At 36.9% G+C, this 20799-nt stretch carries 17 protein-coding genes; 2 read left to right on the top strand and 15 right to left on the bottom strand.

Annotated elements, in window-relative coordinates:
* The first annotated feature begins 2 nt into the window (after positions 1-2).
* Positions 3-1355, top strand: coding sequence for an amino acid permease (locus tag ACZLO7_RS04465; protein ID WP_464938791.1), 1353 nt, complete (start codon positions 3-5; stop codon positions 1353-1355).
* Positions 1356-1389: 34 nt separating this feature from the next.
* Here ACZLO7_RS04465 and ACZLO7_RS04460 read toward each other — a convergent pair whose 3' ends face one another.
* The 6 genes from ACZLO7_RS04460 to lplA all read right to left on the bottom strand — a co-directional run bounded on the left by ACZLO7_RS04460 (position 1390) and on the right by lplA (position 9043).
* A complete protein-coding gene (locus ACZLO7_RS04460; protein ID WP_464938790.1) occupies positions 1390-2943 on the bottom strand; it encodes a fatty acid--CoA ligase family protein in 1554 nt (517 codons plus the stop codon).
* Positions 2944-3197: 254 nt separating this feature from the next.
* On the bottom strand, positions 3198-5135 hold the full coding sequence (locus ACZLO7_RS04455) for an ABC transporter permease (protein WP_464938789.1): 1938 nt from the start codon (positions 5133-5135) through the stop codon (positions 3198-3200).
* Positions 5101-5874: an ABC transporter ATP-binding protein gene (locus ACZLO7_RS04450; RefSeq protein ID WP_464938788.1), complete on the bottom strand. Its 774-nt coding sequence runs from the start codon at positions 5872-5874 to the stop codon at positions 5101-5103. Before ACZLO7_RS04450 ends, ACZLO7_RS04455 begins: the two co-directional genes overlap by 35 nt.
* Positions 5875-6299: 425 nt before the next feature.
* Positions 6300-7289, bottom strand: coding sequence for a sensor histidine kinase (locus ACZLO7_RS04445; protein WP_464938822.1), 990 nt, complete (start codon positions 7287-7289; stop codon positions 6300-6302).
* Between the two features lie 2 nt (positions 7290-7291).
* Positions 7292-7996 carry a response regulator transcription factor gene (locus ACZLO7_RS04440; RefSeq protein ID WP_464938787.1) on the bottom strand — a complete coding sequence of 235 codons (705 nt, stop codon included), beginning with the start codon at positions 7994-7996 and terminating at the stop codon, positions 7292-7294.
* A gap of 54 nt (positions 7997-8050) precedes the next feature.
* Positions 8051-9043, bottom strand: a complete 993-nt coding sequence (gene lplA / locus ACZLO7_RS04435) for a lipoate--protein ligase (RefSeq protein ID WP_464938786.1) — start codon at positions 9041-9043, stop codon at positions 8051-8053.
* Positions 9044-9182: 139 nt separating this feature from the next.
* Between lplA and yhfH the strand changes: the two genes are divergently transcribed.
* Positions 9183-9308: a protein YhfH gene (yhfH, locus tag ACZLO7_RS04430; protein ID WP_076034471.1), complete on the top strand. Its 126-nt coding sequence runs from the start codon at positions 9183-9185 to the stop codon at positions 9306-9308.
* 208 nt (positions 9309-9516) lie between these two features.
* Here the strand turns inward: yhfH and ACZLO7_RS04425 are convergent, their stop codons facing one another.
* The 9 genes from ACZLO7_RS04425 to hemE all read right to left on the bottom strand — a co-directional run bounded on the left by ACZLO7_RS04425 (position 9517) and on the right by hemE (position 20479).
* The gene (locus tag ACZLO7_RS04425) at positions 9517-11991 is read right to left on the bottom strand and encodes a YhgE/Pip family protein (protein WP_464938785.1); all 2475 of its coding nucleotides are present in this window, start codon (positions 11989-11991) and stop codon (positions 9517-9519) included.
* Positions 11992-12060: 69 nt separating this feature from the next.
* Positions 12061-12630 carry a TetR/AcrR family transcriptional regulator gene (locus ACZLO7_RS04420; RefSeq protein WP_464938784.1) on the bottom strand — a complete coding sequence of 190 codons (570 nt, stop codon included), beginning with the start codon at positions 12628-12630 and terminating at the stop codon, positions 12061-12063.
* 126 nt (positions 12631-12756) lie between these two features.
* Positions 12757-13269, bottom strand: coding sequence for a FixH family protein (locus tag ACZLO7_RS04415; protein ID WP_511261383.1), 513 nt, complete (start codon positions 13267-13269; stop codon positions 12757-12759).
* Positions 13269-14660, bottom strand: a complete 1392-nt coding sequence (locus tag ACZLO7_RS04410) for a sensor histidine kinase (protein WP_464938782.1) — start codon at positions 14658-14660, stop codon at positions 13269-13271. Before ACZLO7_RS04410 ends, ACZLO7_RS04415 begins: the two co-directional genes overlap by 1 nt.
* Complete coding sequence (locus ACZLO7_RS04405; RefSeq protein WP_464938781.1) at positions 14657-15340, bottom strand: response regulator transcription factor; 684 nt, start codon at positions 15338-15340, stop codon at positions 14657-14659. The genes ACZLO7_RS04410 and ACZLO7_RS04405 overlap by 4 nt, the downstream gene beginning before the upstream one ends.
* The gene (locus ACZLO7_RS04400; protein WP_464938780.1) at positions 15337-16296 is read right to left on the bottom strand and encodes a YncE family protein; all 960 of its coding nucleotides are present in this window, start codon (positions 16294-16296) and stop codon (positions 15337-15339) included. Before ACZLO7_RS04400 ends, ACZLO7_RS04405 begins: the two co-directional genes overlap by 4 nt.
* Before the next feature lie 735 nt (positions 16297-17031).
* A complete protein-coding gene (gene hemY, locus ACZLO7_RS04395; protein ID WP_464938779.1) occupies positions 17032-18453 on the bottom strand; it encodes a protoporphyrinogen oxidase in 1422 nt (473 codons plus the stop codon).
* Positions 18454-18462: 9 nt separating this feature from the next.
* On the bottom strand, positions 18463-19395 hold the full coding sequence (hemH, locus tag ACZLO7_RS04390) for a ferrochelatase (protein ID WP_464938778.1): 933 nt from the start codon (positions 19393-19395) through the stop codon (positions 18463-18465).
* 34 nt (positions 19396-19429) lie between these two features.
* Positions 19430-20479, bottom strand: coding sequence for a uroporphyrinogen decarboxylase (gene hemE, locus ACZLO7_RS04385; protein WP_464938777.1), 1050 nt, complete (start codon positions 20477-20479; stop codon positions 19430-19432).
* Positions 20480-20799 lie beyond the last annotated feature (320 nt).

The raw sequence follows: 20799 nt of genomic DNA, 5'->3' as shown, positions 1-20799 counted from the left end.
TTATGAACAAGAAACCAGAGCTTCAACGCGGATTGGAGCAACGACATATTACGTTGATGTCGCTTGGTGCTGCCATAGGAGTCGGTCTATTTTTAGGTTCTGCAGGAGCTATAAAATTAGCTGGACCAGCTATTTTAATAGCTTATGCACTTGGTGGTGCTGTTATTTTCATTATTATGCGTTCACTTGGCGAAATGGCCGTAAACAATCCAGTTGCGGGTTCATTTAGTCGCTATGCTAGAGATTATTTAGGTCCACTAGCCGGATTTATTACAGGCTGGAACTATTGGTTCTTGTGGATTGTTACTTGTATGGCTGAAATTACGGCTGTTGGCGTGTACATGCAACTTTGGTTCCCCGATTCCCCAAAATGGTTATGGGCATTAGCCGCATTAATTGTCATGGTTATGGTGAATTTAATTGCTGTAAAAGCTTATGGTGAATTTGAATTTTGGTTTGCACTTATTAAAATCCTTGCAATTATTTCGATGATTGTACTTGGCTTAGGTGTTATTTTATTTGGTATTGGTAACGGTGGTATTGCTGTTGGCTTTAGTAATTTATGGAGTCATGGTGGATTTTTCCCTAATGGAATACAAGGTGTTTTCATGTCCTTACCAATAGTAATGTTCGCATACCTAGGTATCGAAATGATCGGGATTACAGCTGGTGAAGCTAAAAATCCTGAAAAAGTTATTCCTAAAGCAATTGATACTGTACTTTGGCGTATTTTATTATTCTATGTAGGTGCATTACTTGTAATCATGTCGATTTATCCTTGGAATGAAGTTGGCTCTACAGGTAGTCCTTTCGTTTTAATGTTTGATAAAATCGGTTTACGTTATGCTGCAGGAATTATTAACTTTGTTGTTTTAACAGCCGCATTATCTAGCTGTAATGGCGGTATTTTCAGTACTGGCCGTATGCTCTTTAACTTGGCTGAACAAAAACAAGCACCAAAAGTATTTGCGAAAATTAGTAAAGGTGGAGTACCCGCCACAGCCATTATGGCATCTGCTTTTGTATTACTAATCGGCGTGGCACTGAACTATTTTGTCGCTGAAAAGGTATTCGTATGGGTAACTAGTATATCTACTTTTGGAGCAATTTGGACATGGGGAATTATTTTAATTACTCAATTAAAATTCCGTAAAACATTGTCAAAAACGCAAGTATCTAAGTTAAAATATAAAGCATTTATGTATCCGTTCGGATCATATTTAGCTCTTGCCTTTCTATCACTTGTCATGATTTTAATGGCATACTTCCCAGATACTCGAATCGCGCTTATTGTCGGTCCAATATGGATTTTATTTGTATTTATTATGTATCAATTAATTTATAAAAAACCATAAAAAAAGGAGATTCCAAAACGGAATCTCCTTTTTATTATTTATTTAGAGCATGTTCTTTCAATGAACGACGCAAAATTTTTCCAGTCGTATTTTTAGGTAGCTCTTCAATAATTTCAATTTGCTTAGGTATTTTATATTTCACTAACTTTTCTTTACAATATTCATAAATATCTTCAGTAGTTAGATTAGGATCTTTTAACACCACATACGCAAAGACTTCTTCACCAAAATTGAGATCAGGTAATCCAATTACTGCCGCTTCCATGATACCTGGGTGTGCGTATAGTACTTCTTCCACCTCACGAGGATACACATTGAAGCCACCTACTATGATCATATCTTTCTTTCGATCAACAATATAAAAGTAACCTTCTTCATCCATTTTCGCAAGATCACCTGTATATAACCAACCATCACGAATGGTTGCAGCGGTCTCTTCTGGCATTTTATAATAGCCTTTCATCACATTAGGCCCTTTGACAACAAGCTCTCCTACTTCACCAACAGATACTTCCTCACCAAATTGGTTGAATACTTTGTTTTCTACATTGACGATATTCGTACCAATTGAACCTGGCTTGCGCTCACGATCAAGCGGATTAAAGCTGGTTACTGGCGATGCCTCAGATAAGCCATACCCTTCAGAAATACGTACATTAAACTTATCCTCAAAATTATGTAGCAATGCAACTGGAAGAGAAGAACCTCCAGAAATAGCTAAACGTAGAGACGAGAAATCTTCTGGATTACCTTCAGGGAATTGATATAAGAAATTGTACATCGTAGGTACACCTGCAAAAACGGTAGCCTTTTGCTCTTTGGCAATGTCAAATACGTCTTTCGGACTGAATCTAGGTACAATTAATAATGTTGCTGCATTTAATAGAGGTGCATTTACTACTACTGTAAGAGCAAACACATGAAAGACCGGTAAAGCCGTAATCACACGATCTTCAGGTGAAATAGTTAAATACTCTGCTACATCACGCGCATTTGAATATAAGTTTTTATGTGTTAACATAGCCCCCTTGGGTTGTCCTGTCGTTCCTGACGTATACAAAATAATAGCTGTATCTTCTGGATCTAATTCAGTAGGCTCAAAATCTGCAGAAGATGAAGCAAGTAACATTGAAAATGATCTTACTTTTTCTTTCACAGGACTTTCTAACTCTGAAAGCTTAGCTGCTGTTTCAGGAGCAGTTTCACATACAATAAATGCCTCTACATTCGGAAAGGCATTAACTCCTACTTTCACTACTGGTAATAATGCATCTAATGCAATAACTACTTTAGCATCCCCATTACGTACTATATACGTAATCTCATCTTGTGTATAAATTGGATTAATCGGAATTGCAGTTGCCCCTACGCGCATTGTTGCATATAAAGAAATTAAAAAATGAGGTGTATTGCCAAGTAACAAAGCAACATGATCCCCATTCCCTACCCCTAATCCCTTTAATGCTGAAGCAAAGCGTGCAACCGATTCTTCAAATTCACCATAATTCGTATCTTTCCCCATAAAATGATACGCAATCTTTTCCGGTTGCTCTATTGATGTTTTATGAACTGCCGAAACTAAATTCATATACTCATCTCCCCCTTTGTCAGAATAGAATGAATAGCCATTCATTTCTGTCTACATTATATAAAAATTTACAAAATAAAACAATAGACAGCCATTTATTACATAAAGAAGTATCGCCAAACTACTTTTAGTACACTAGATCGACTATTTACATCTACCTCACAACGCATCAATCAAATTCCGCACTTAATACCATCAAAAAAAAGCCTATCAACCACCATCGGTAATTGATAGACTTACTTAACCCTATAGCATTAGCGAATGTGGGATAAATATCGCCAGCGAATTAAATAGAAATATAAAAATTGAACACAAGTAATTGCTCCTAGAACGATTAATATTTCCCTCAATATTGAAAGCTCTGCAATACCTATCCAAAATGCCTGTAATGACATAAATGCAAATGTACTGTGCAACATTGCAAGACCCCACGGTAAAAAGAACTGTGGTATTAACTGTCTATTAACAATTTTCCGTAGTTCTCTTTCTGTAATCCCCATTCTCCTTAACGCATTAAATTGTTGCTTGTCACGCTCTAAACCGGTATATAATTTAAAGTAAATAAAACTACCCGATGCTAAGAAAAACACTGAAGCTGCTAATAATCCTATAAACAGCAACAAAGCAAACGTCGAACGAATGAATGAATAATCTAAACCCGAATTCTCAAAATAAAACGGTAATTCTTCTTGATGATTATTCAGGTAAGCATCAGTCACCATCGAATCTAACTCCAATCCAATAGTCTTTGTAGCTGTCCATTGTGGCACATGAAATACATACAAGTGATTCGTGGACTGTGCAGCATTTGCTCCAACCATTGCCTCATCGATTAAATTGAAATCATCATCATTTATAACAACGACATTCGTTCCAAGCTCAGTAGGAGAAAAAAGAACACGTGGATAAACTGAATTGATGAAGAGTGGAATACTATTTTCTTGTAATACTGTCCTGACTTTCTTATTCCTTAATTCCTCCAAGGACTTCTCAGAGTAAGCTAAAAAAATGGCCTCTCCTTGATCCAAATTAACAACAGGATAACCAAATACAAGTGCCAGTCGATTAATATCTGATTGTTGAATAATCTTTACCGGCTGTTGAGTATTTGAAGATGTTTGACGTTTAACCGTAAACTTATTTAAATGATAAGAAAGCCCTTTAGCTTCTAATTCTTTTGTCAAACTATTAATATGTGCTTCTTCATAAGGATTGTCTATTTTACTTGAATAGACGAGGCCTAATGGATTTAGCCGATGAAACTGATGAGTAAATGTCGACATGGAAATCAGAGTACCCATAGCTAAAAAAGCCAAGGTTGAGACCATTGAAGAGATAAAAAACATACGCGCATTTTCACGCATAATAATTGACACTTCTGAAACGGTTATTAACCGATATTTGTGCCAATACATCTTCTTACGCGAACGTACAAATGACATCAACCACTGCAATGAATCGGTGAAAAACAAATACGTACCCAAACTCGCTAAAGGTGGTAATATAGCTAATAAAATTATTAAGCGTTCTTGTGTCGTAAATGAACCCAAAACATAAGAAGTTATTAGCAGTAATAGCCCTAAAATAGCTCGCCATTTCGAATAAGAGGCAGTCTCTTCATTGCGCCAATAACCTTTTAACAAATCGATAACATCACGATCTCTTATGAACATCACACTAACAAACGAAATGATTACAAATAAACTTGTAAATGTTCCAATTGTTAAAGCAAATGGCTCCCATGAAAAATACAATGGTAAGCTATCAATTAGCAAAATTTCACGAACAATCATAAAAAAGAATTTGGCAAAGGCATAGCCAAAAACAATCCCCACAACAATCGAAGTTACTCCAATAATTACCGTCTCAAGTAATACCAGCTTATTTAACTGACGTTTTTCCATTCCAAGATGCATTAGTAAACCAAATTCCTTGGAACGAGCCTGAAGAAACGCACGCATTGAGTAAAATAAGAAGAACATCATAAATAACACCAATATGACTTCTGCGATAAACATTCCTTGGAACGCAATTTCTCTTAGAAACTCATCCTCTACCTTAGGGTGAAACATGAGCATCGAGTATATAAAAAACACCATAACGGAGGATACGCTCGACATAAAAAATGCTGCATAAACTCGGTAATTTCTTATTACATTACGGTAGGCGAACTGTCGAAAAGTCACCGACATGACCTCCCAATAGACTGAGCACATTCAAAATTCCTTGGAAAAATGTCTGACGGTGATCATCTTTATATATTTCATTGAAATACTCACCATCTTTGATAAATAGCACACGATCGCAATAACTTGCTGCAATCGGATCATGTGTCACCATTACAATTGTCGTACCCTCTTTTTTATTAATGCGGCCTAACAGCTCTAACACATCTCTTGAGGAATTAGAGTCTAAGTTTCCGGTTGGTTCATCTGCTAAAATTAGAGATGGTTTATGGATAAGAGCCCGTCCAATTGCTGTCTTTTGAGCTTGCCCGCCTGAAATTTCGTTTGGACGTTTCTCTAATATTGACTGGATGCCTAATTGCTTGGATACATTATGCACCCGCTCCTCCATTAGCTCAACATTCATATTATCCAATGTTAAAGGTAACACCATATTTTCCTCAACCGTTAGCATTTGTAATAAATTGAAATCTTGAAACACGAAGCCAAGTTGACGGCGTCGAAAATAAGCCAGTTCATTCTTTTTCAACTCATGAGGCTTAATGCCATCTAAGGTAATTTCACCTGACGTAGGCGTATCTATTGTCGAGACAACATTTAGCAACGTAGTTTTACCACTGCCAGATGGACCCATGACAGCCAAAAACTCGCCTTTCTCAACTTCAAAACTCAGCTGATTAAGCGCTCTGTGCGTCACTTTTCCTTCATAAACTTTTGTAACTTCATCAATTTTCAAGATAGACACAAATGCCACCTCACTTTCTTTGAAATGCTGAAAGCGCCCGTTCAGCCCTGACAAGCACTGGAACCTTCGAATCAAAAACGTCTTTTCAGTTTTTGACCGAGAATAAAGGAAGGCAACCTAAGTTCGCGACATCGTGCCGCAACGGTTGCATGACCCACATCCTGTGGGCCTAAGTGACCTCGAAGGGCTGGCGCTTGAAGCTGGACACTTTGAAATGCTGAGGACGCCCGTTTAGCTGCGACAAGCACTGGAGGGCTCGAAACAAAAGCATCTCTTCAGCTTTTGTCCGAGAGACCGAAGTGACCCGAGCAGCTGGCGTCCGAAGCTGGACACTTTGAAATGCTGAGGACGCCCGTTTCAAGGAACGTAACCTAAGTTCGCGACGTCCTATCGCAACAGTTGCATGACCCACATCCTGTGGGCCTCTACGACCGATTAAACAAAATTGTCATCTCTGTCCCTTTCCCAACTTCAGATTCAATTAGTAACGGGTGACCTAATTTATCACAAACCTCTTGTGCTAAATATAAACCCATTCCCGTTGATTCACCTATTTTACGACCATTCTCACCTGTGAAAAATGCACGTGTTACACGCTTCAAATCTGATGCAGGTATGCCTATACCTTCATCTCTTATTGACAGTGCAATATGATCCTTCGTTAAGTCTGCCGATAAATATACTTTCTTACCTTCCTCAAAAGTATATTTCACTGCATTTGTGATAAATTGCCCAATAATAAACTTCATCCATTTTGAATCAGTTGGTACCATAAGATTTTCCTCTATAGCAATATCAGGATAAACACGATGGGCAATAAATAATCGTTTATGCTCATTTACTGCCTCAACAACCATTTGACGAAGCTCAACTTGTTCAATTTTCATATCTTCTTCAAACGTATCAATTCTCGCATTCATCAATACAGTCTCAAGACCACATTTCATACGATCCACTTCTTCTTGCACACTTTTCTTATCCAATTCGCCCTCTTCTTGTAATAATAACTCTAATACAGCAAGAGGTGTTTTCATTTGATGTACCCATTGATTCATGAATTGTAAATGTCGATTTTGCTTTGCATATAATGCTTGTACTTCTAGTTGATATATTTTATAAAGCGTATGGATGAATACCTCTGTTTGCATATGCTCCGGCGTTTTTGCATTTTTTTGTAATGCATCTTCCATTGCTTTAGGCTTTACAGATATCTTTTTATAAAACGATTGACGCATAATATAACGTGTAGCTAAATATGTGAACGTTAATATTAACGTAATCACTATAGAATATACTGCCGTATCCACATTTTTGAAGCCGTCTAGCCAAAATAACACTAAAATGAACAGCACTAATAACACTTCAAAAAAGACTAATGTAATATTATCCTTCAGAAACAATCTGACATTCGGCATCATTAAGACTCCTCTGAGTGTAATACAAAGCGATAACCAGCGCCTCTAACAGTTTCAATCGTCGACTGTATTTCATAGTCTGACAGCTTTTTTCGTACACGTGTCATATTGACATTTAACGTATTTTCATCTACAAATGCTTGATCATCCCACAGCTCTTCTAGTAATTTCTCTCGCGAAACAACTTTAGGTGCTTGCCCCATCAACAATTCCAAAATTACACATTCTTTCCTTTGAAGAGGAATTTGGTCCTGTTTCGTATGCAATTCCATACGTTCTAAGTACAAATTAAGCTGACCTAGCTTTACATTTCTCTCTTCTTGCTTCGTTGCATATTCTCCATATGAACGACGTAAATGGCTCTTTATTTTTGCAAGCACGATTTCATAATGAAATGGTTTCGTAATGAAATCATCTCCACCATTTTCCAGAGCAAAAATTTGGTCCATTTCGCCAGAACGAGCTGATATGAAAATAATTGGACAAGTCGTCAATTGTCTTAGCTGACGGCACCAATAGTATCCATCATAGGAAGGTAAGTTAATATCAAGCAAAACAAGATGAGGATTGAACGCCGTAAACTCTTCAAGGATGTTATCAAAGGATTCAACCGTTTTTACTTCATAATGATATTTGCGTAAAGTATCAGCAAGTAACGAAGCAATTTTCAAATCATCCTCTACGATTAATATACGATGTGTATTCATTCCACTCTCCCCTTCATCTTGACCGCAATTCCAAACATTATGCTGTCAAATTTTTTAATAAATCAATTGTATAAATTGTTCTTTCGTAACACCACCAAAGTATGTTGGTATATCGATTGTATTTAATGCTTCTTCAATAACATTGCGTTCATATTTTTTCCCAACTAATGCTTGTTCTACATCTACCATATCACCAACGCCAAAGAAATCGCCGAAAATATGTACTTCTTCCATAACTCCTTTTTTAACTTCTAATCGAACATCAATGCTTCCTGACTGGAATCGATGAGAGCGTTGTACGTTAAATTTTGGTGATTGGCCATAGTTCCAATCCCATTGTTGATAACGTTCTTCAGATAATTTGTGAATATTTGCCCAGTCCTCATCTGTTAACTCATAATATTGAATATTCTCTTCGCCACCGAATATCGATTTTAAGATTTCCAAACGAAATTCTTCTACTGTCATTGGCTCTTTCATAAATTCTACAATATTCGCAACACGTGATCGAATCGATTTGATTCCTTTTGATTCAATTTTTTCTTTTTTCACTTTTAATGCAGAGACAACTGCATCAATTTCTGTATCAAACAGCAAAGTACCGTGACTGAACATACGACCTTTTGTAGAGAATTGTGCGTTACCTGAAATTTTACGACCTTCAGCCATAATATCGTTACGACCTGACAATTCCGAGTTAACGCCCATATTTTGTAACGCATCAACAACTGGTTGCGTGAACTTTTTAAAGTTTTGGAAGCTATCTCCATCATCTTTTGTTAAGAAGCTGAAGTTTAAGTTTCCTAAATCATGATACACAGCGCCACCACCAGATAATCGGCGTACAACGATAATACCATTTTCTTCAACATAATCTGTATTTATCTCTTCTACTGTATTTTGATTTCGCCCAATAATGATTGAAGGTTGATTGATATAGAACAGTAAGAAAGAATCTTTTTCTACATCCATCGTTTTTAACGCATACTCCTCAATTGCTAAGTTAATACGTGGATCTGTAATACCCTTATTATCTATAAAAAACATTCATTTCACTCCTCTTTAGTATCTCCACAATTATTTTAACTTAAAATTAGGTTTTTGTATTGACATAAATATCTGTATTATAATACAATACATTATAACAAATCAGTAATATAACAGATTGCTTAGGAGGCGGAACACAATGTTAGAAAATGTCGTTGAATTTTTCAAGAATTTGCCTGCAAAACAATGCACTGTATGCGGTGAGAAAATAGAAGAACAAAGCGAGTGCTATTCAAACACTTGTGAACATTGCAATTCTCTTTAATCGTTAATTATTGATCATCCGAATTCCCCTATTCGATTGAAAGCTCATGTTCATCACTATTTGAACCATAGAGATGAACCTATATTAAATCACTTACTTTTGAAAAAGCGAAGAGAGCCTGAACCACTCTTTTCGTTTTTTTCTTTTTATAAAAAATTTCAACAAAAAAGGTTAAAGAGCTCATTTCGCTCTTTAACCTTTTTAAATATTATTCTGCTATAGCGTCACTATTCGAATGACGTTTTTTAAAGATTAATGCAAAGTATCCGAATGTAATAGCTAAACAGCCTACCATAAAGCCGCATAGGATACCGCTATTTGTCCAGAAGAAACTCATTTCTCCAGTAGAAATCGCAGCTTTAAATCCTTGAACAGAGTATGTCATTGGTAATAACGTATTAAAGATGTGCAATGGTTTAGGTACTAATTCCAATGGGAATGTACCTGCACTTGTTGTCAATTGTAGAATCAAGATTAGGATAGCTACAAAACGACCTGGATCAGAGAAAATTGATACTAACATTTGAGTCAATGCTAGGAATGTATAACTTGTTACTATCGCCATTAAGACGAAAGCACCCATATTCATAGGCTCAAGATCTAGTCCCCAAACAACTATCGCCACTGCAGCCAATGATTGAACTAATCCAACAACTGCCAAGACAGCAACTTTACTAGCGAACCATGAGATACCATTAATTGGTTTAATAGCTGGTTCCACTAATGGGAAGACAATTGTAATTAATAGCGCACCTACAAATAGACCAAGTGCTAAGAAGTATGGCGCGAAACCTGTACCGTAGTTAGGTACCGCGTTAATTTCGTGTTTCTCTACCGCAACTGGTTCGCCAACCATGTCATAAGTTTTTTGGGTTGCTTTTACTTCAGAAGCTGTTTCATTCGCTTCTTTTAATTTCCCTTGTAATGTGTTAGTTCCATCTTTTAGTTCAGATGTACCGTCTTTTAATTTACCTGAACCATCTTGTAGCTTATCTAGGCCTGTAATAAGTGATGTTGTACCACCACTTAATGTAACTAAACCAGTTGTTAGTTTACCAGAACCATCTTGTAATTGACCCATACCACTTGTTAATGATTGTGTACCATTAGCAAGTTGTGATGAACCGTCGGCTAATTGTGATGAACCTGATTGTAATTTATCCATACCACCAGCTAGGTCTGTTAAACCGCCTTGTAATTGACCTGCTCCAGCATCTAATTTTTTAGCGCCTGCAATTGATGTACTCCAATTAGAAGCTAATTGATCAGTACCTCCAGCTAATTTTTTTGTACCAGGTGCCAATTCTCCACTAACAGTTTTATTCATTTTATCTAAACCAGCTGCAACTGTTGCTGCACCTTGTTTTAGTGAAGTTGCTTCTTCAGGTTTTGGTACTGGAATAGCAGAAACTTGTTCGTTTAATTTTGCTGTACCGGCATTTAATCTACCTGCGCCTGCACTTAAATTATCAACTGATGTATCAATTGCTCCTGCTGTTTTTAGTAAAGCTTGTTTTTGTGCTTCTGGAATATCCATAGCATTAATTTGAGCAATTAGTTGTTTCGTACCCATTGCTAATTTTTTTGTGTTTGCACTTAATTCTGTAACTCCATCATTTGTATCCTTAACGCCCTGTTGCAAGGCTGGCACTTTTGCAGTCATAGCACCCAGACCATCTACAAGTTTTGTAACTCCTGCAGAAACATTTTGTGCACCTGGTGCTAATTGACCTAAACCAGCACTTAAAGTGCCAACGCCTGTATTCACTTTTTGTGCACCATCATTTAAAGCGTTAATGTTTGATGTATTGCCTTCTAAACCTTTTACTAAAGTAGCGGTACCTTTTTTCAATTCTGTTGAACCAGATTGTAATTGGCTTGAACCGTTTTTAGCAGTAAGAATACCAGTGTTTAATTCTGTTGATCCTTTTGCTAAAGATAAAGCACCCTCGTTCAATTTAACTGCACCTTCTGCAGCTGAATCAATACCAGTTTTTAAATCTGATGATCCTTTTGCAGCTGTTTTAGCGCCATCATTTAGCTGAGTAGCACCATCTGTAGCAGTTCCGATACCATCATTTAATTGGCTAGCACCGTCTTTTAATTTTTTCGAGCCATTTTCAAGTTTACCAGCACCATCTGCTGCATCCCCGAAACCGTCTCCTAATTTTGCAATATTATCAAATAGTGTTTCAGCATAAGTAGCAGAAACTTTTTTATTTACTTCAGCACGCACAAGCTCCATTGCTGTATTACCGATTTGCCCACCTAAGAAGTTGTATCCTTCATTTGGTCGGTAAATAATTTTCATTTGTTCAGGAGTATCTTCTAATAAAGTACCAGCATTTTTTGAGAAGTCTTCAGGAATTTCAATTAAAATATAATAATCGCGATCTTTTAATCCTTCCTCTCCTTTTGCCTTAGATACTTCAACAAATTCAAATTCTTTACTATCTTTTAAATTATCTACTAAATCGTTACCTAATTGCTTTTCTGTTCCTTCTATTTCGGCACCTTTATCATTGTTGACAAGAGCTACCGGTAAATCCTGTAAATTTGCGTATGGATCCCAGAAAGCCCATAGGAACATACCTGCATATAGTACAGGAACGAAAAGAACTGCAATAATAGCAATTAGCATTTTTTTCGTGCGGAGAATTTTCGCAAACTCTGCCTTAATCATTCTTCATTCCTCCTATAAAACTAAGTGACTATATCTCTCAACCAGTCGTTTTTATTCAAAAAAAGAGTCTCAAGGTAAGAGACCTCGAAAAATGGTATCTCGAAACATTGAAGCTATTTTCTCTTCTGATAGTTCAAAATCATGCGTTTCTCCCCAGTCAGCTACAAAGCCGAAATACGCTTTTAGTAAAAGATATGCAACTAGATCTGGTTCACATTCCCGAATTTCCCCTTTGATAATGGCTGTTTTAATTTTATCACCAACAAAGTTAATAACCTCTTGTTCAATTCGAATGAGCACATGTTTCACAGCAGGTGTTCTAAGTTCCTTTTCTTCTTCAATCAATTTCGCATACAGAAGGTGTACTTCTCGAAACTCTAAAACTTTCATTAACACCGCATGTGCATTTTGCTGGAATGTCTGTTCAGCTGAGATTGCTTCATCCGCTGCCGTTTTCATTTCTTGAATCATTTTCACGACAATCTCTTGAAAAAGGATTTCTTTATTACTAAAAAAAGTATAAATAGTTCCTTTCCCTACGTTCGCGATTTTCGCTACTTGATCCATTGTTGTAGCTTTATATCCAAAAAGAGAAAATGACTTCGAAGCCGCTTCTAGTATTTCTTGTCTGCGGTCCATTTTGTTTCTCACCCACTTCCGTATTAAATAAAAATGACCAGAAAACTATTTTAGTCATCTGGTCATTTATTCTACACGCAACAAATGAAAGTTGCAAGTGTTTTTCATACAAATTAGTTCGCTATTTTATTTTGATGAATGATCAGATGTTTTTTCATCTTTTTTATCATGCATATCCATATGATTCATACCTTTTGAGCCTTCTTTTGATTCTTCTTTCACTTTACTCATATCTGGATTACCCACAATTAATTTTTGTTTTGGCATGACATGAAGGCCTCGAGCATTCGTATGAGCAAACATATAGTAAACACCATCATGGTCTAGAGTAATACTCGCTTTATATTCGCCTTTTTGATCGAGTTTACCTTCAATCATTTGTCCATCTTCACGCATACCTGATTCCCATACTTCAAATTTCACATCATCTGCATCATTCACATCTTCTCCACCTTGTGTTACATGTGCAGCTAATTCAATTTCTTTATTTGCATCCACTTTTTCAGGTGTTAAGATATCAACTTTTACTTCTACAGTTGTTCCTTCATTGTGTGACACATGGTCTTCTTGCTTTTTATCATTACACCCTGCTAGTAAACCTGTTATTACTAATAAACCAATTATCCATTTCTTCATCATTAAAACTCCTCTACCATTGGTATTTGTATTGTAATCGTTGTCCCTTCTCCAAACTCACTATCGATTTGCCAAGTACCATCATGCAATTTGACAAGCTGATCAACAATTGAAAGACCTAATCCACTTCCGCCATCACTACGGCTTCTCGCTTTATTTACTCTATAAAACCTCTCTGTTACATGAGGTAGATCTTCAGCTGGAATACCAATTCCATGATCTTCTATTTGAATATTAGCCAATTTCCCATTAGCTTTTGCAGTGATTTCAATCGATGTGTTCTTATTAGAATACCGTAATGCATTTTCAATTAAGTTGATGAAAATTTGCTTTAACTTTTCTTCATCTGCATTGACGATGATTTCATCACTAACATTAACATTCACCTGCATGTCCTTTTTATGTGCTTGTTGCTCTGTTAATAACACTACCTCACGAACAGTTTCAGCAAGCGGCAACGGATATAATGCAATAGGTTCAGATAAGTTAGTTGCTCGTGATAATTGTAACAATTCATTTGTCAGCTTCTCCATACGATTAGCTTCTCGAACGATTAAGGAAATCGTCTCATGCTGTTCTTGTTCAGGAATTATCCCTTCTTTAATAGCTTCTCCATATCCTTTTACATAACTAATAGGAGTTCGCAATTCATGTGATACAGTAGCTAAAAAACTTCTTTTCGCTTCATCCTCTTGTTGAATAGCGGTCGCCATTTTATTAAAGGTTTCTGATAACCGGCCTATTTCGTCCTTAGATGTAACTCGTACTCTCGTTTCATAATTCCCGTCAGCCATCTTCTCTGCCGCATTTTGCAAAGCATTAAGCGGCTTCATAATATGCCCTATTCCTTTATAAATACCAAAACCTACTATTATTAAAAATACCGCTGCACTTCCTAATAAAAAAATAACTTCTTTAGATGCCAATTCCGATATTTTCGCTAATGGAAAATAGATATAAATAATGCCTTCTAAACGATTTTGATCTGTTAGCGGTATTATGACAGAAATAATTTGCCGGTCAAAGCGCTCCTCATATCCCATCTTAGTAACAGCTTGTTCTTGTAGAAGCTGTTGTCGCTCGTCTGCACCAATCAATGTTTTATAATCAATATCAAATGGTACACAAGCACTTAGTTCACGTGGATTTCTTACGGCAAATACAGAGATATCTGAATAGTTGTTATAATTATCAATTTGCTCGATTAAATCGTCGGTTACTTTACCACCCTCATAAATTGTTGCCAATTTCTCCCCAACTTCAATCATCGACTGTTCCGTATCTTTGACATACAATCGTTCATATAAAAAATGGGTTAGTATGTACATAAAAAGAACCGTTAGTGTTAAGAAAATTAAAATCATTGCCCAAATGCGCGATGATAGCTTTTTCATATTCCTACCTCAAAACGATACCCTAGCCCCCATACAGTATGAATAAATTTACCAGCTTCTTTTCCTAGTTTTAATCGAAGTGTTTTAATATGTGTATCTACTGTTCTGGTTCCCCCTGCATATTCTATGCCCCATAAACTCTCTAATAATTGTTCCCGTGTATAAACCGTATTTTCATTTGTCATAAATAAATGTAGTAAATCAAATTCTTTTAGCGTTAGTGGAATTACATTTCCAGCTACAAATACTTTTCTCGATACCTCGTCCAAATCAATTGTACCTTTGCATAAATGCTTTACGTCCATTTCCACAGGAGTATTTCCCATGCGTCGCAATACAGCTGCGATTCGAGCTACTAGCTCAGTGGAAGTAAATGGTTTTACTATATAATCATCGGCACCAATCGTTAAACCTTTTACTTTGTCCTCATTCGCATCCTTTGCAGTCAGGAAAATAATCGGTACATTCGAAGTCTTACGGATTTCTTCGCATACTTGAAAACCATCTATACCCGGCATCATAACATCAAGCAACACTAAATCGACATTCTCTTGAGAGAGGATATTAATAGCAACGTGGCCATTTTCAGCTTGTAGCGTTTGAAATCTTGACTTTTTCAACATTATATCGATTAAATTTCTCATATCTTGTTCATCATCTACAATTAGAATAGATGTCATTCGCTCATCTCCCTTACAATCAATTGAAATGGACCTTTATCAACTTTAATTTTCTTTGTAACGTTATTATTTTTCATAAAGTATAACGTTTGATCATCGTACCCTGCCACTACGACATATTGTTCAAAAAGTTGTACCGCAAAAGGATTCGCACCAATTTCTTGTTTATTCATTATATGTCCTTCACCATTTACTTCATATAATTGACTTTGCCCATGACTGACGACAAATATTCGGTCATTATCTACCGCAAAACCGATTGGCATCATAGGTAGTGAAATCTCACGATTCTTCTTGCCATTATCTATATCAAAAATATCGACTGTAGTATTCGGCTTCATCCCTGCACCGTGTCCACCAAGCCATAGTTCTCTTCTTTTATCTAAAGCTGCCATTCCGTGAGAGGATTTTGGAATCTGCCACTTATCCTTTGTTTCAAGAGACTTTGCATCAAGGACCGAAAGTTTTGTATCTTTATAATTAACTACATACAAATTTTGTCCATGGATTAGCATAGACATAGGATAATTCCCAACCTTCTGCTCAGCGACTTGCTCTCCTTGAGCAGTGAAAGATGTAACACGATTTGTTTTACCATTTGCAATATAGAACATTTTCTTATCCTGTGCATAAATCGCATTCGTCACTCCAACTCCAGTTTCAATGGAATACGTAATTTCTCCGGTAGTTAAATTAAAAACATCTGCACTCTCTAATTGATTACCATAAAGTAATATATATTGTTGACCAATCAAAGTAGCTCCTGTGTAAGCTTTCTCTAATTGCCAAGTAGCAAAAATCTTAAGATTTTTATTCACAAAAGTTATTGAAGGCTGCTGTATATTGACTGCTGCAATAAAGGAAGTATCTGCTGGAATCGCAGGGTACGCATCCTTTCCACACCCAAAAAGAAACAGTAAAACAAATAATATGATGACCGTAACACTCTTTCTCAATCCCATCACCCCTCCCCTTTTTATCATACTGTATAAATGTGAAATAATAATGAAAGAAAGCAAAGCAATTTGTGAACAAAATGAAAAGCTGAAATCGCCCGTTCAGCCCTGACAAGCACTGGAACCTTCGAATCAAAAACATCTTTTCAGTTTTTGACCGAAAATAAAGGAAGGCAACCTAAGTTCGCGACATCGTGCCGCAACGGTTGCATGACCCACTTCCTGTGGGCCTAAGTGACCTCGAAGGGCTGGCGATTGAAGCTGGACACTCTGAAATGCTGAAATCGCCCTTCTAAAGGAACATAACCTAAGTTCACGGCGTCCTGCCGCAACGGTTATGTGACCCACATCCTGTGGGCCCCCGACAAGCGCTGGAGGGCTCGAACACAAGACGAACTTTCAGTCTTGTGCCGAGAGACCGAAGCGACCTCGAGCAGCTAGCGCTTGGAACTGGACTCTGAAAAGCTGAGGACGCCCGTTTAAAGGAACATAACCTAAGTTCGCGACTTCGTGTCGCAACGGTTATGTGACCCACATCCTGTGGGCTCCCGACAGGCACTGGAGGACTCGAAACAAAAGCATCTTTCCAGCTTTTGTGCCAAAAATAAAGGAAGGCAACCTAAGTTCGCGACATCCTGTCGCAACGGTTGCATGACCCACATCCTGTGGGCCTAAAGTCAAAAAAAAATCGCTCTTTTGTAGGCTATATGTAAACCAACGAAAAGAACGACTTTATTATTCAAATAATTTTATTAATAGCTCATCCACTGCGCTTCGAGCGTTGTCAACACAATTTGGTAAGCTTGTACCCTCATACGAACTTCCTGCCAACTTCACTGTTGGAAAGTGTTCAATTAAATCTTGTTTGGCTAATTCCACGCGCTGAGCGTGCCCAACTGTATATTGAGGCATAGTTTCTTTCCATCTTGAAACAACTGTAAACAAAGGACTTCCTTTTATCAGGGTCACTCTATTTAAATCTTGTAATACAATCTTCTCAATCTCACTATCCGATAAATCTACTATTGCTTCATCTCCAGAACGTCCTACAGAGACTTCCAACAACGCATAGCCATCTGGAACAAATGACGGCCATTTTCGATGTGTCAATAAACACGATGTAATTGAAAAATCACTATTACGCGGAACAGCGAATCTAGAACCAGCAAAATTTTCATCTATTGCTTCAATGGGAAATGCCATCGAAACAGTAGCGACAGTGGATAGGGGAATTTCTTGCAATCCTTGTAATAAACCTTGATTGGCAAACATTTTTTGGGTTATCAGATGTGGTGTAGCTAATATTACTGCATCCGCTGCAATTGAGGTCTTATTATTCAGAGATAATGTTACCTGTTGCGCTGTCTTTGCAATCGATTCCACTTTGACACTTTTCAAAATAGTCGTATCTATTAGCCGAGCTTCTAATGCCTCAATCAACGTTTCAAGACCATTTTCAAAAGTTTGGAAAGGACGCTTTTTATTACCTTGCGATTCATTAATAATAATATCAGAAGGTGCATTTTTCATCCCTATTATTAAACTTCTATATTCCTCTTCCATTTCGATAAGCTTTGGAAAATTCGCTTGTAGACTAAGTTGATCTATATCTCCAGCAGAAACACCTAATAAAAGTGGTTCGATAATATTCTCAACAGTCTCCTTACCAAACCTTCTTCGCATAAATTTCCCTAATGGCTGATCTTCTTGTATTCTGGACCGTGGAAGCCATAGGTCACATGTAGCACGTACTTTACCACTCCATGACACAATATCAGAAGCTAAAAAGGAAGATAACTTTGTGGGAATCCCTAAAATTGATTCTGCTGGTACTGGATATAGTTTTTCGTTGGCTGTAATGTAAGTTTGACCTGCTTCACTTCGAATAAGTTGGTCTTCGATACCTAAGTCTTTTACTAATTTGGACATGCAATTATTATTATCAACAAATGAGTTTGGACCACGTTCAATGATAAATTTGTCCTTACGTACAGTTTGAATCTTGCCACCTAAACGATGAGAAGATTCAATCAGTACTATTTCTAATGGAAGTTTTTTCTCTTTAGCCTCTTGTTGCAAATAGAACGCAGCAGCTAAGCCTGTAATCCCACCACCGATAACGGCTACTCTTTGCTTTTGTTCAGTCACATCAATCATCACTTTCTATTAGGCTTGAGATAACGTTTTATTAATAACATCAACCATAGCATCGATGAATAATGGATGATCGTTTGGCATAGCTGGACGACGGTAGTTAGCACCTAATTCTTCACAAACAACACGACATTCGTAGTCATTGTCATACAATACTTCTAAATGTTCCGCAGTAAAACCAACTGGTGTATAAACAAATGAACGGAAGCCTTTTTCATTGTATAGTTCGCGAGTTAAATCTTGAACATCTGGTCCAAGCCAAGGCTCGGGTGTTTGACCAGCACTTTGCCAGCCTACTTCCATATGTTCTACCCCTGTTTCTTTTTGAAGAATATTAGCTGTCTCATGTAATTGATCCGCATACGGGTCACCCATTTTAACAATCTTTTCCGGTAATGAATGGTTAGAAACAATTAGGCAAGCTGTTTTACGTTCTTCTGCTGACATTTCAGCAAACGCTTCGTTAATTTTTTCTGTCCAATATTGGATGAATTTCGGCTCTTTGTACCAGCTTTCAACTGAAGTGATTGTTAAACCACCTAATTCTTCAGCTTTTTCTTTCGCACGTCCATTGTACGATTTAATAGAGAATGTTGAAAAGTGTGGTGCGAGTACGATGGAAACTGCTTCAGTAATTCCATCTTTATGCATTGCTTCAACTGCATCCTCTACGAATGGTGCAATATGTTTTAGACCAATATATAATTTGTACTCTACTTCATCTTGTACTTCATTTAAACGTGCACATAAAGCTGCTGCTTGATTACGAGTTGTTTCAGCAAGAGGCGAAATACCACCGATAGCTTGATAACGACTACGTAAATCTTCGATTAACTCTTCGCTAGGTTTGCGACCATGGCGAATATGTGTATAATATGCTTCAATTTCATCTTCGTTGTTTGGTGTACCATAAGCCATAACTAATAAGCCCATTGTTTTTCTCATTGTAATTTCACCTCAAAAAGTTATTTGCTACTTATTAAAAACGTACTTTTACTTGTTCTGCACTATATTCATGGATAAGTGTTGTTAAACGTTTTAAGACATCTGGATCTACTGAAGGGAAAACACCATGTCCAAGGTTAAAAATATGACCTGGTACTTCTAAGCCTTGGTCAATAATTGCTTTTGTTCTTTCTTCAATGATAGACCAATCAGCTAATAATAATGTTGGATCTAAGTTACCTTGTACCGGTTTAGTCATACCCATAGCACGCGCTTCTTTAATTGGTAAACGCCAATCTAAGCCAATAACATCTACTGGTAAGTCATGCCATTCCATCGCTAAGTGACTTGCACCTACTCCAAATGTAATCATTGGGACATCTAACTCTTTTAGTTCACTAAAAATTCTTGTCATAACTGGTTTAATGAAGATACGGTAATCTTCTTTACTTAGTGCACCAACCCATGAGTCGAAAATTTGGAACGCTTTAGCTCCTGCTCCAACTTGCGCTTTAATATCCACTATTATCATATCTGCTAACTTGTCCATTAGCATGAACCAAGCTTGTGGCTCTGATACCATGAATGATTTTGTTAAGCTGTAGCTTTTAGAAGGACCGCCTTCAATCATATAGCTTGCAAGTGTAAATGGAGCGCCTGCAAAACCAATTAAGGGTACATCTAGTTGTTCTTCCGTTAAAAGTTTTATTGTATCAAGCACGAATGGTACATGTTCTTCAGGATTAAATTCGCGTAAAGCTTCTACATCCTTTACAGAGCGAATTGGATTTGAAATCACTGGACCAATACCTGCTTTAATTTTCACATCAACACCCATACCTGGTAGTGGTGTTACGATATCTTTATATAAAATAGCTGCATCAACATTATAATTTTGCACTGGTAAATGTGTTACATATGCACACAATTCCGGTTGATGTGTAATTTCCTCAAGTGAGTATTTTTCTTTAATCTTACGGTATTCAGGCTGTGAACGTCCTGCTTGACGCATATACCAAACAGGTGTATAGGCTGTCCTCTCTCCACGTGCTGCGCGTAAAAGCGTATCATTAATCGTTCTCATGAACAGATTCATTCCCTTCATATATATAAGTTAATCATTTCGACTTTCGTATCCGTTTTCACTATAGTCGTTTCCTATGTTATTGTATAGTTTTCAGACCGAAATGTCATAAAAATGTTTGTAATGTTGACATCTTTTTGACAAAGATGTCTGACAATCTAAAAATACTTAAATCCTTTTAATATATTTTGCTTTTTATCGATATATCAAACATACAATTATTAATTATGTACACTATAATGTTTAATTAATATAAGCTACGTCAAAATATATTATACAAAAGAATGCTAAAAGCTTTCGATTTCAGTAAGGTAATCTGA

The sequence above is a fragment of the Viridibacillus sp. d25.2 genome, from assembly GCF_055456015.2.
This window is presented reverse-complemented; position numbering and strand designations above follow the sequence as displayed.

Excerpts from the sequence above, each read along its gene's own strand:
- ACZLO7_RS04440 (WP_464938787.1), bottom strand. The coding sequence starts at position 7,996 with ATGAATACACATCGTATATTAATCGTAGAGGATGATTTGAAAATTGCT.
- ACZLO7_RS04420 (WP_464938784.1), bottom strand. The coding sequence starts at position 12,630 with ATGGACCGCAGACAAGAAATACTAGAAGCGGCTTCGAAGTCATTTTCT.
- hemH (WP_464938778.1), bottom strand. The coding sequence starts at position 19,395 with ATGAGAAAAACAATGGGCTTATTAGTTATGGCTTATGGTACACCAAAC.
- hemY (WP_464938779.1), bottom strand. The coding sequence starts at position 18,453 with ATGATTGATGTGACTGAACAAAAGCAAAGAGTAGCCGTTATCGGTGGT.
- ACZLO7_RS04465 (WP_464938791.1), top strand. The coding sequence starts at position 3 with ATGAACAAGAAACCAGAGCTTCAACGCGGATTGGAGCAACGACATATT.
- ACZLO7_RS04460 (WP_464938790.1), bottom strand. The coding sequence starts at position 2,943 with ATGAATTTAGTTTCGGCAGTTCATAAAACATCAATAGAGCAACCGGAA.
- yhfH (WP_076034471.1), top strand. The coding sequence starts at position 9,183 with ATGTTAGAAAATGTCGTTGAATTTTTCAAGAATTTGCCTGCAAAACAA.
- ACZLO7_RS04415 (WP_511261383.1), bottom strand. The coding sequence starts at position 13,269 with ATGATGAAGAAATGGATAATTGGTTTATTAGTAATAACAGGTTTACTA.
- ACZLO7_RS04425 (WP_464938785.1), bottom strand. The coding sequence starts at position 11,991 with ATGATTAAGGCAGAGTTTGCGAAAATTCTCCGCACGAAAAAAATGCTA.
- hemE (WP_464938777.1), bottom strand. The coding sequence starts at position 20,479 with ATGAGAACGATTAATGATACGCTTTTACGCGCAGCACGTGGAGAGAGG.
- lplA (WP_464938786.1), bottom strand. The coding sequence starts at position 9,043 with ATGTTTTTTATAGATAATAAGGGTATTACAGATCCACGTATTAACTTA.
- ACZLO7_RS04405 (WP_464938781.1), bottom strand. The coding sequence starts at position 15,340 with ATGACATCTATTCTAATTGTAGATGATGAACAAGATATGAGAAATTTA.
- ACZLO7_RS04445 (WP_464938822.1), bottom strand. The coding sequence starts at position 7,289 with ATGCCGAATGTCAGATTGTTTCTGAAGGATAATATTACATTAGTCTTT.
- ACZLO7_RS04455 (WP_464938789.1), bottom strand. The coding sequence starts at position 5,135 with ATGTCGGTGACTTTTCGACAGTTCGCCTACCGTAATGTAATAAGAAAT.
- ACZLO7_RS04410 (WP_464938782.1), bottom strand. The coding sequence starts at position 14,660 with ATGAAAAAGCTATCATCGCGCATTTGGGCAATGATTTTAATTTTCTTA.